General features: G+C 66.4%; 8 protein-coding genes. 4 read left to right on the forward strand and 4 right to left on the reverse strand.

All coding sequences use genetic code 11. The features are described 5' to 3' along the window. Positions 1 to 34 precede the first annotated feature (34 nt). Complete coding sequence (gene recQ, locus ACCC97_RS28035) at positions 35 to 1,927, forward strand: DNA helicase RecQ (RefSeq protein WP_086012098.1); 1,893 nt, start codon at positions 35 to 37, stop codon at positions 1,925 to 1,927. Between the two features lie 3 nt (positions 1,928 to 1,930). On the opposite strand, the gene ACCC97_RS28040 is transcribed toward recQ, so the two are convergent. The 3 genes from ACCC97_RS28040 to ACCC97_RS28050 all read right to left on the reverse strand — a co-directional run bounded on the left by ACCC97_RS28040 (position 1,931) and on the right by ACCC97_RS28050 (position 7,279). Further along, positions 1,931 to 3,115, reverse strand: coding sequence for a nucleoside hydrolase (locus tag ACCC97_RS28040; RefSeq protein ID WP_042673180.1), 1,185 nt, complete (start codon positions 3,113 to 3,115; stop codon positions 1,931 to 1,933). A gap of 160 nt (positions 3,116 to 3,275) precedes the next feature. After that, a complete protein-coding gene (locus ACCC97_RS28045) occupies positions 3,276 to 4,892 on the reverse strand; it encodes a S41 family peptidase (RefSeq protein WP_413336241.1) in 1,617 nt (538 codons plus the stop codon). Positions 4,893 to 4,954: 62 nt separating this feature from the next. Next, positions 4,955 to 7,279, reverse strand: a complete 2,325-nt coding sequence (locus ACCC97_RS28050; RefSeq protein WP_413336243.1) for an ATP-binding protein — start codon at positions 7,277 to 7,279, stop codon at positions 4,955 to 4,957. Between the two features lie 116 nt (positions 7,280 to 7,395). On the opposite strand from ACCC97_RS28050, the gene ACCC97_RS28055 reads away from it, so the two are divergent. The 3 genes from ACCC97_RS28055 to ACCC97_RS28065 all read left to right on the forward strand — a co-directional run bounded on the left by ACCC97_RS28055 (position 7,396) and on the right by ACCC97_RS28065 (position 10,891). Beyond that, positions 7,396 to 8,595 carry a threonine ammonia-lyase gene (locus ACCC97_RS28055; RefSeq protein ID WP_193386545.1) on the forward strand — a complete coding sequence of 400 codons (1,200 nt, stop codon included), beginning with the start codon at positions 7,396 to 7,398 and terminating at the stop codon, positions 8,593 to 8,595. A gap of 119 nt (positions 8,596 to 8,714) precedes the next feature. After that, positions 8,715 to 8,867 (forward strand): hypothetical protein, encoded by a 153-nt coding sequence (locus tag ACCC97_RS28060; RefSeq protein WP_007831971.1) that lies wholly within the window; start codon positions 8,715 to 8,717, stop codon positions 8,865 to 8,867. Positions 8,868 to 9,019: 152 nt separating this feature from the next. Further along, positions 9,020 to 10,891 (forward strand): phosphoenolpyruvate carboxykinase (GTP), encoded by a 1,872-nt coding sequence (locus ACCC97_RS28065; protein WP_007831973.1) that lies wholly within the window; start codon positions 9,020 to 9,022, stop codon positions 10,889 to 10,891. 53 nt (positions 10,892 to 10,944) lie between these two features. Here ACCC97_RS28065 and ACCC97_RS28070 read toward each other — a convergent pair. After that, the coding region (locus ACCC97_RS28070) for a hypothetical protein (protein WP_413336245.1) at positions 10,945 to 11,130 on the reverse strand (186 nt) is incomplete at its 5' end.

Consider the following 11,130-nt stretch of genomic DNA (forward strand, 5'->3'; position numbering starts at 1 on the left):
CCCTCGCCCCCTTCCGACCTCCCCTCCGCTGCCTGTGTCCTCTCTCGCTCCCCGCCCCATCGACGCCTCCGGCAGCAGCGCACCCGCCGACATCCTTCACGAAGTCTTCGGCTATGCGCAGTTCCGCGGGGCCCAGCAGGACATCGTCGACCACGTGGTCGGCGGCGGCGACGCGCTGGTGCTCATGCCCACGGGCGGCGGCAAGTCGCTGTGCTATCAGATCCCTGCCATCGCGCGGCAGCGCGCGGGGCACGGCGTGGCGGTGGTGGTGTCGCCGCTGATCGCGCTGATGCACGACCAGGTGGGCGCGCTGCACGAGGCGGGGGTGAGCGCGGCCTTTCTCAATTCCACGCTCGACTGGGAAGAGACGCAGGACGTGGAGCGCCGCATGCTGCGCGGCGAGATCACGCTGCTGTACGCGGCGCCCGAGCGCGTGAACACGCCGCGCTTCCTGTCGCAGCTCGATTCGCTGAAGGAGCGCGGCAAGCTCTCGCTGTTCGCGATCGACGAGGCGCATTGCGTGAGCCAGTGGGGCCACGACTTCCGCCCCGAGTACCGCGCGCTCACCGTGCTGCACGAGCGCTACGCCGGCGTGCCGCGCATCGCGCTCACGGCCACGGCCGACAACCTGACGCGCGCCGACATCGTCGAGCGGCTGCAGCTCGAGGAGGCGCGCCAGTTCGTCTCCAGCTTCGACCGACCGAACATCCGCTACACCATCGTCGAGAAGAAGGACGCGACCACGCAGCTGCTGCGCTTCATCGAGCGCGAGCATGAAGGCGATGCGGGCGTGGTCTATTGCCAGTCGCGCAAGCGGGTGGAAGACGTGGCGGTGATGCTGCGCGACGCCGGCATCAACGCGCTGCCCTATCACGCCGGGCTCGATGCGGCGGTGCGCCAGAAGCACCAGGACCGCTTCCTGCGCGAGGAAGGCATCGTGATGGTCGCGACCATCGCCTTCGGCATGGGCATCGACAAGCCCGATGTGCGCTTCGTCGGCCACCTGGACATGCCCAAGAACATCGAAGGCTACTACCAGGAAACCGGCCGCGCGGGCCGCGACGGCGGCCCCGCCGACGCCTGGATGACCTACGGCCTGCAGGACGTGGTGAACCAGCGCCGCATGATCGACGAAAGCCCTGCCGGCGAGGAATTCAAGCAGGTGATGCGCGGCAAGCTCGACGCGCTGCTCTCGCTGGCCGAGGCGAGCGACTGTCGGCGCGTGCGCCTGCTGGGCTATTTCGGCGAGAAGAGCACGCCCTGCGGCAACTGCGACAACTGCCTGAACCCACCGCAGGTGTGGGACGGCACCGATGCCGCGCGCAAGCTGCTGAGCACCATCTACCGCGTGCAGCAGTTGAGCGGCATCAGCTTCGGCGCCGGGCACATCATGGACATCCTGCGCGGCAAGCCGACCGAGAAGGTCAAGCAGTTCGGCCACGAGCGCATCAGCACCTTCGGCATCGGCGCGGAGTTCAGCGAGGTGGCGCTGCGCGGCGTGCTGCGCCAGCTGATCGCCACGGGCGCGCTCGCGGTCGACGCGGAGGCGTTCAACACGCTGAAGCTCACCGAAGGCTCGCGCGCAGTGCTCAAGGGCGAGGCGAGCGTGACGCTGCGCGAATCGGTGTCGTCACCGGCGGAGCGCAAGTCCCGGCGCGAGAAGACCGTCAAGGGCGCGCCCTCGCCGGCCGCCGCCAAGCTCGACGACACCGGCAAGAAGCGCTTCGAGGCGCTCAAGGCATGGCGCGCCGAAGTGGCGAAGGAGCACAATCTGCCGGCCTACGTGATCTTCCACGACGCCACGCTGGCGGCCATCGCCGAGCGGGCACCGGCGACGCTCGAAGACCTGCAGGGCATCAGCGGCATCGGCACCAAGAAGCTCGAGGCCTATGGCAGCGAAGTGCTGCGGGTGTGCGAGGCCTTCTAGCCTTCAGTTCGTCGCGGGCAGCACGACCGGCACCGGCCGCGTGAGCAGGTCGACGTACAGCTCGAAGAAGCGCGCGTTGTCGAACTTCTTCACCACCGTCATCTTCTGCAGCGTGGGGCCCGCAGGCTGCGAGGCATAGCCGATGGAGCGGCCGTTGTCTGCCGCGCCAGGCTTGGCGATCACGTCGACGTAGCGGTCCACCGTCTGCGTGGCGTAGCCCGGGTCGATCAGGTAGGCCAGCGTGAGCGTGTCCCAGATGTTCTGGGTGTAGTTCGGGTTGTTCTCGAAGCCGTTCTTGCCGTCGAAGCCGTAGCCGTTGAGCTTCTGGAACACGTCGGTCACGGCCGTGGGCTTGGCCGGGTGCGCGATGCGGTCGTAGATGGTCTTGGTGAGGAACACGGTGTCGGTCACGTCCAGCGGCACCACCACCTGCGGGATCGGCAGCCGCACCACGTACTGCGCGGCGTCGGGGTCGAACCACCAGTTGAACTCGGCGGCCTTGGTGGTGTTGCCCGCCACGTCGATGGCACCGCCCATGTAGATGATCTTCTTGATGAGCGGGACGATCTCGGGGTTCTGCTTCGCCGCGAGTGCGATGTTGGTGAGCGGGCCGATGGCAAGAATGGTGATCTGGCCGGGATTGGCCTTCACGGTGTCGACGATGAAGTCGACCGCGCTCTTGCGCTGCACGACGGTGTGCTGCGCAAAGCCGTCGGGCGAGGGCTTGAGGTCGGCATCGGTCTTCGGCTCGGGACCGCCCCAGGCGCCGAGATAGCCGTCGCCGCCGGCACCCGCGGCCATCTCGGCTTGTACGTCGGCGAAGCTGTGGTTGAGCGCGTAGTTCGCGCCCACGTAGACGCCGATGCGGTTGCCCACGCCGAGCCGCTCCATCGACATCAGCGCGTCGGCCACGCCTTGCTTGAGCCATTGGTTGCCCGACACCACGCTGATGCCCATGACCTGCACCTTGCCGCTGGCCTGCAATTGGACTGCCATGACGCCGAGCTGGCCGTCGTCGCTCATGGTGTTGTAGTCGCTGTCGATGATGATCTTCTGCGCCGTGGAGCCGCCCGATCCGCCGCCGAAGCCCGGGCCCAGGCCGATGCCGCCGCCTCCGTCGCCACCGCCGCCGCAGCCCGCCAACACCGTGATGACGGCGATGAACATCGCCCCGATCCATTTGCGCATCTGCATCTTCCGCTCCTGAGACTAAGAGGTTGGTTTTCAGTCGAAGGCACTGAAATACAAACGTTTGCGCAAAGCTTTGCGCAAACGTTTGCCAACTCTACGGTGCAAGCCGCGGCCATGGCAAGCGCCGCAGCCTAGGGGTTTGCGCGGGCCGGTCGGATCAGGCCGGATCGGGTGCGGGATTGATCAGCCGGTTCTCGCGCAGCGGCGAGCGGCCAGGCATGTAGGGCTGCTCCACATCGGGCGCGGCCTGGCTCTTGTCCAGGCCCGACGCCAGGGCCTTGGACGACCCGGCCGGGCAGGCGCCGGTGCTGCGCAGCGTGAGCGCCGCGGACAGCCGCGCCTCGCTCTGGTCCCCGAGCTGGTGGGCGAAGTCGTCGGCCACGGTGCAACCGGCGGTGGGCGCAAAGCCGTCGCCGTAGTCGCCGCTGCCCTGTTGGTTCACGCCCTTGAACTGGATCGCGAAGTAGGTGGTGCCGCAGTTGTCCTGCGGGTAGAAGCCGTAGGGCTTGCCGCAGGTGGTGCCGCCGACGAGGTTGACGGTGACCCCCACGCCGCGCAGGCTGTTGATGACCGACTCGCTCGCCGAGCAGGTGTCGGGGCCGGTGAGCACCGTGACGCGCGAGAGGCCCAGCGTGGGCAGGGCCTGGCCGCTGCGGCTGGTGCCGGTGAAGGGCGTCAGGGTCTGCGCCGCCGTCAGGTGGAACGGGTTCTTGTCGTTGAAGGTGAGTTGCTCGAAGGTCTTGCCCGCGGTCACCGCCGGCGACGAGATCATGTAGGCCAGCCGGCTGGCGATGAGCAGCTGGCCGCCGCCGTTGTAGCGCATGTCGAGCACGAGATCCTGGATGCCCGCGCCCTGCTTGAAGGTGTTCACCGCGGCAATGAGCTGCGCCTCGGAGGTCGTGATGTGGTCGTTGAACAGCAAGTAGCCCACGCGGCCGCTGCCGGTGTCGATGACCTGGACGTTCTGCACCGGCGTGCTGGTGACCTTCGCGGCCGTCAACTGCACGGGAGACTGCGCGACGCCGTTCACTTCGAAGGTGAAGGTGTGCGATTCGCCGACGGCCTTGGGCGAAAGGGCGGCGTTGATCGCATTGACGTTGGCGGTGCCGGTGCTGCTGACGACGTTGATACCGTCGATGGTGAGGATCTTCGCGCCGCGCTGCAGGCTCGCATTGGTAGCGGGCGAGTTCGGCTCGACAAAGGCGATGCGGATGTCGCGCGGCGGCGAGCTGCGTATCGCCGCCGTCTCCATGCCGTAGCCGGCCGACACGCCGCCCTGCGACAGCTGGCGGTACACCTCGGTGTCGTAGGTAAAGTGAAAGCGGTCCTTGGCACGGCCCGAAGCCGTGGTGAGCGGCGTCTTGAGCACGTTGAACCAGGCGACCGGCGTGGCGTAGTCGGCGGCCTTGAGCGTGGTCGGCACCTCGGTGTACCAGAGGTAGGTTTCGTCGATCCAGCCGCGCACCCAGCTCTTCTCGTTGTCGAGCGAGCCAGCGCGGTCCGGATAGGCGGCACCCGTGTCGGGGTTGACGCCCGCGCGCGGCGCCGCGCACAGGCCGGCAACCGTGGCCGAGGCGACGATGCCGCCATCGCCGCCGCCGCTGGCGGGCGGCGTCGTGGTCCCGGGCAGCAGGCCGATCGGCAGGCCTGCGCCACCGCCTCCGCCGCCGCCACCTCCGCAACCCGCCAGCAGGCAGGCCACCGCGAGCGCGGCGCCCGCAACCGATGCGCCTGGGCGCGGCAGCAGCCGCGCGTCGACCTTGCGAAAGTCCATACCTTCCTCCTCGTGGCCCGGACGCGCGGATGTTTCGCGCGCCCGGTTTTCTTCTGTTCCCGCTATTGCACGAAACCCATGCCGCGCGATTCGCGCACTTCGGGCTTGATACGGTGCTCGGCTTCGAGCTGGTCAAGGAATTCGGTCGCGGAAAACTCGGCCGCCAGTATGTCGGTCTGCCGTTTCACCGCCGCGAAATCGCCCGGGCACAGCTGTGTCAGCGGGGCCAGCCGCGAACGCATGGCAGCTGTCATGAGCGCGGCGTCGCCCGCAAGCGCCTCGGTCACGAACATGCGCTCGCGCTGCGCGGCGGTGAGCGGCATGAACTTGATCTTGAAGGTGAAGCGCCGTAGCGCGGCCTGGTCGAGCCGGTCGAGCAGGTTGGTGGTGCAGACGAAGACGCCGTTGAAGCGCTCCATGCCCTGCAGCATCTCGTTGACCTCGGTGACCTCGTAGGTGCGCTGCGCGCCGCGCCGGTCCTGCAGGAAGCTGTCGGCCTCGTCGAGCAGCAGCACAGCCTTTTCGTTCTCGGCCTCGCGGAACATGGCGGCCATGTTCTGCTCGGTTTCGCCGACGTACTTGCTCATGAGGTCGCTGGCCTGCTTGACGATGAGCGGGCGGCCCACGGCCTTGGCGATGTGCTCGGCCAGCGCGGTCTTGCCGGTGCCGGGCGCGCCGTAGAAGCACAGCGTGCCGTGGCCGCGCGCCTTCAGCGCCTCGACGATGCGCGGGATCTCGAAGCGGGTCTCGACATGGAGCATGTCGAGGTCGTAGGTGGTCACGCTGCGGCGCTCGCCGCGTCCGGCATCGAGCGTGCCCAAGGCGAGGTCGGCGTTGCGCAGCTGGCGTTCGATGAGCGCTTCCACCGAAGCGTCGTCGGTTCGCGCGAGACCCGCAAAGCGCACTGCCGTGCGGATCTGCGCGGGCGTGAGGCCTTTTCGCTCGGCCAGCTTGGCGGTGAAGGCCTCGGACACGACCACGCCTTCGAGCGTCTTCTTCACGAGCTGCTCGCGCGCGCCCGGCGGCGGCGACTTCAGCTCCAGGTGGTAGGCGAAGCGGCGACGGAAGGCCGGGTCGATCTGCTCGATGCGGTTGGTGACCCACAGCGTGGGCACGGGGTTGGCCTCGAGGATCTGGTTGACCCAGGCCTTGCCGCTCACGCTGCCGCTGGTGGGCGCCGGGATCTGCTCGGCGCGCGCCATGAACTGCGCAGCCTCGGTACTGATGGGCGGGAAGACGTCCTCGACCTCGTCGAACAGCAGTGCGGCCTGCGCGCTGCCCTTGAGGAACACCTGGGCGATCTGCAGCGAGCGGTAGCGGTCGCGGCCACTCAATGAATTGCCGTCGCGGTCGGCATACTCGACTTCGAAGAGTTCGAGTCCTGCAGCCTGCGCGACAACCTTTGCGAGTTCGGTCTTGCCGGTGCCGGGCGGCCCGTAGAGCAGCACGTTGACGCCGGGCTCCTTGCGCGCGACCGCCGCGCGCAGCAACGTGACGAGCATCTGCGCGTCTTCCTGCACGAACGAGAAGTCGTGTGGCGTGAGCGCGCTCTTGGCCGAGGGCCGCGTGAACACGGCCATCAGCTCGTTGTGGTCGCGGTACTCGCGCATGAGCACCGGCGGCAGCTTCTCGCTGACCTTCATGAGGTCGGCCAGGTCGGTGATGTTGTGCTCGGAGATCAGGTTCTCCACCAGCCCGATGCGCTCGAGCCGCGAGCCCGCGCGCAGCGCCTCGCCCACCTCGCTCGCGTTCACGCCCGCGAGGTCGGCAATGGCCGCATAGGCCTCGGGAGCGTTGTTGACCTTGAACTCGACCAGCAGCGAGCGCAGGTCGCGCTGGTAGCGCGCGAGCGTGCCGTAGAGCAGCAGCGCGCGCTCGGCCTTGTTGAGCTGCAGCAGGCCCGCGAGCGCGTCGATGTTCTTCTCGACCAGCGTCGATTGCTTGCGCAGCGCGTGCGTGAGCCAGTCGCGCGTGACGGCCAGCACCGAGAGCAGGTCCTTCGGCTGGTCTTTCGCGTATTCGTCGAGATAGAAGAAGAGCGTGCCCTCTTCATACGGGCCACGCCACACGCCGTGGCGTTCCAGCAGCGTGCGGCCGTCGAAGTCCTCGACGCCCTTCCAGGCCTCGTTGCCCGCGCAGCGTCGCCCGAGGAATTCGCGCAGCCGCTGCAGCACGGCCGCCGGCCACACCAGGTGCCGCCCCGTGAGCGAGAGCAGGCCATTGATGTCGCGCCGCACATTGAAACGCGGCCCCTGCTTGGCCGCCAGCGTGAGCACGAAGTGCGAGCACATCAGCTCGAGCACCGGCGCCTCCTTGAGGCCAGGCGACGGCAGTGCCTGCCCGCGTACCGCAGCAGCCACGACATCGACACCCGCACGCTTGACCATCAGGCAACCTCCAACGAGGACAATCTCGGAGCGACCATAACGCAGACTTTTGGCTTCGGGAAGACCGGCGAACGGTAAAAACCCTCATGGGTGCGATTCCAGCCACAATGCGCGCCATGGTCGGAATCGATGAAATCCTGCGCGCCGCGGCGCGCCTCCAAGGTCAGGTGCTCAATACACCCTGCGTCGAGTCGCGCACGCTCTCCGAGATCGTCGGCGCACAGGTGTTCCTGAAATTCGAGAACCTGCAATTCACATCCTCGTTCAAGGAGCGGGGGGCATGCAACAAGCTGGTCGATCTCTCGGAGAACGGTATACGCGGAGTGATCGCCATGTCTGCCGGCAACCATGCGCAGGGTGTGGCCTATCACGCGCAGCGGCTGGGGTTGCGCGCATTGATCGTGATGCCGCGCTTCACGCCCGGCGTGAAGATCGAACGTACGCGCGGTTTCGGTGCCGAGGTGGTGCTGCACGGCGACACGCTGGATGCGGCCCGCGCCCACGCACTGGAGTTGGCCCAGCGCGAGGGGCTGACCTTCGTGCATCCCTACGACGACGAGGCGATCATCGCGGGTCAGGGGACGGTGGCGCTCGAAATGCTCGACGTGGTGCCCGACCTCGACACGCTGGTGGTTGCGGTGGGCGGCGGCGGGCTGATCGCCGGCATGGCGGTTGCGGCGCGCGAACGCAAGCCGGGCATCGAGATCGTCGGGGTGCAGACCACGCGCTTTCCAGCCATGGTCAACGCCGTGAAGGGTACGCACCACGCGCAGGGCAAGAGCACCATCGCCGAGGGCATCGCGGTCGGAACGCCCGGCGTGCTCACGCGGGAGATCATCGCAAGCAAGGTCGACGACCTGCTGCTGGTGGACGAGGGCGACATCGAGCAGGGCGTGCTGATGCTGCTCGAAATCGAGAAAACCCTGGTCGAGGGCGCGGGCGCGGCCGGCCTGGCGGCGCTGATCCGGCACCCCGAGCGCTTCAGGGGCAAGCGCGTGGGGCTGGTTCTTTCGGGTGGCAACATCGATCCGCTGCTGCTCGCGGCCATCATCGAACGGGGCATGGTGCGGGCTGGCCGGCTGGCTCGCGTGCGCGTCAGCGCGCGCGATGTTCCGGGCTCCTTGGCCCAGATCACGGCCACCGTGGCCGAAGCGGGCGCTAACGTCGATGAAGTCCATCACCAGCGCGCCTTCACGATGCTGGCGGCGCAGAACGTCGACATCGAACTGGTGCTGCAGACCCGCGGACGCGCTCACCTCGCCAGCGTGCTGGCCGCGCTGAAGGACGCCGGCTTCGAAGCCGAAGAGCAGCATTGAGCCGCAAGATCAACCCCGGACGGTTCTATTCAGGGGCTCGCAACCCCCTAGACCGGTCCCAGGCTGCCGGTCGGTAAAATGCCGGCAGTTTGTCAATTGCGTATTCGAGGTACTTCCCGATGTCCAACCCCACCCCCATCGAGCCGAGCCAGGGCGCCGCTGTCGAAAAAGACGCCGTCGAGTCGGTCGTTCACCTGATGCCACTGGTGCTGCCGCTGGCCGGCGGCGTGCTGATGCTGCTACTGGCATCCATCGCGGTCTACATGGCCTGACGCTGACAGGCGTTCGCGCCTTTGTCCGCGGGCGGTGCGGCCCGCGCTGACGCAGTCTCCCAAAGCGAAACGTTTTCTCAAACGGACCTCCGTGCCTGAGCGGCACGGCGCCCCGTTCGGAAAGACGATTTTTCAACTTAGGAGATTTTCCGATGAACGCACCCACGATGAAGGGCCTCACCATTCAGACGCCCTCATACGTCAAGAACGCGAAATTGATTGCCTGGGTGGCCGACATGGCCGCGCTGTGCAAACCCGAAGCCATTCACTGGTGCGACGGGAGCAAGGAAGAATACGACCGCCTTTGCCAGCGACTTGTCGACGCCGGCACCTTCAAGAAGCTCAACCCCGCCAAGCGCCCCAACTCGTTCCTCGCGGTGTCCGACCCGAGCGACGTTGCGCGCGTCGAAGACCGCACTTTCATCTGCTCCCAGGAGAAGGAAAACGCCGGACCCACCAACAACTGGATGGCGCCGGCCGAAATGCGCGCGACGCTGCAGCCTCTGTTCGACGGCTGCATGAAGGGCCGCACGATGTACGTCGTGCCGTTCAGCATGGGCCCGCTGGGCTCGCCGATTGCCCACATCGGCATCGAACTCTCCGACTCGCCCTATGTGGCCGTCAACATGCGCATCATGACCCGCATGGGCAAGGCCGTGTACGAGGTGCTGGGCGCCGATGGCGAATTCGTGCCCTGCATGCACACCGTGGGCGCGCCGCTCGAGGCTGGCCAGAAGGACGTGTCCTGGCCCTGCAACAAGACCAAGTACATCGTTCACTATCCCGAGACGCGCGAGATCTGGAGCTATGGCTCGGGCTACGGCGGCAACGCGCTGCTGGGCAAGAAGTGCTTCGCCCTGCGCATCGCCTCGAACATGGGTCGCGACGAAGGCTGGCTGGCCGAGCACATGCTCATCCTCGGCGTGACGGATCCCGAAGGCAAGAAATACCACGTCGCAGCGGCGTTCCCGAGCGCCTGCGGCAAGACGAACTTCTCGATGCTGGTGCCGCCGGCGGGCTTCGAAGGCTGGAAAGTCACGACCATCGGTGATGACATCGCCTGGATCAAACCGCAGGCCGATGGCTCTCTGCGTGCCATCAACCCCGAGGCCGGCTACTTTGGCGTGGCCCCCGGCACCAACATGCTGACGAATCCGAACTGCATGCGCAGCCTGGACGACGGCGTGATCTTCACCAACGTCGCGCTCACGGACGACGGCGATGTATGGTGGGAAGGCATGGAACAGGACGCACCGGGCAAGGCGCTGCCAGCGCACCTGATCGACTGGCAGGGCAAGGATTGGACGCCGCAGATCGCCAAGGAAACCGGTGCCAAGGCCGCGCACCCGAACGCCCGTTTCACCGTGGCGGCCACCAACAACCCGGCGCTCGACGAGGCGTGGGACGACCCGAAGGGCGTGACGATCGATGCCTTCATCTTCGGTGGCCGCCGCTCGACCACTGTGCCGCTCGTCACCGAAGCCCGCAACTGGGTGGAAGGCGTGTACATGGCCGCGACCATGGGTTCGGAGACGACCGCTGCCGCGGCTGGCCAGCAAGGCATCGTGCGCCGCGACCCGTTCGCCATGCTGCCGTTCATGGGCTACAACATGAGCGACTACTTCCAGCACTGGCTCGATCTCGGCAAGAAACTGGAAGCCTCGGGCGCCAAGCTGCCGAAGATCTATACGACCAACTGGTTCCGCAAGGGCGCGGACGGTAAGTTCGTCTGGCCTGGCTATGGCGAGAACATGCGCGTGCTGAAGTGGATGATCGATCGGGTCGAAGGCAGCAAGACCAATGGTGTGGAGCACATCACTGGCGTGAGCCCGCGCTACGAGGATCTGAACTGGACAGGCCTGAATTTCAGCGCCGAACAGTTCGCGACCGTGACCAGCATCGACAAGGCTGCGTGGGAGGCTGAATTGAAGCTGCACTCCGAGCTGTTCAAGCAGCTTGAGCACCATCTGCCGAAGGAATTGCCGGAAACCAAGGCTGCGATTGAGCAGCGTCTGGCAGCCTGACAATCGCTGATTGCGCCAACTAAAAAGCCCGGTGGATTGTCCATCGGGCTTTTTTATTGGCTGTTCGGTTTGGTTATTGACGGTGTCGCCATTTCCATTGCATTTCCATTTTCAAACTCCCCAAAGCAAAAAACCCCAGTCAGATTTCTGACTGGGGTTTTTTGGGCTGTAAGAGCCTGACGATGACCTACTTTCACACGGGAACCCGCACTATCATCGGCGCTGAGTCGTTTCACTGT

The sequence above is a fragment of the Variovorax sp. Varisp85 genome, from assembly GCF_047304045.1.
GTDB lineage: Bacteria > Pseudomonadota > Gammaproteobacteria > Burkholderiales > Burkholderiaceae_C > Variovorax.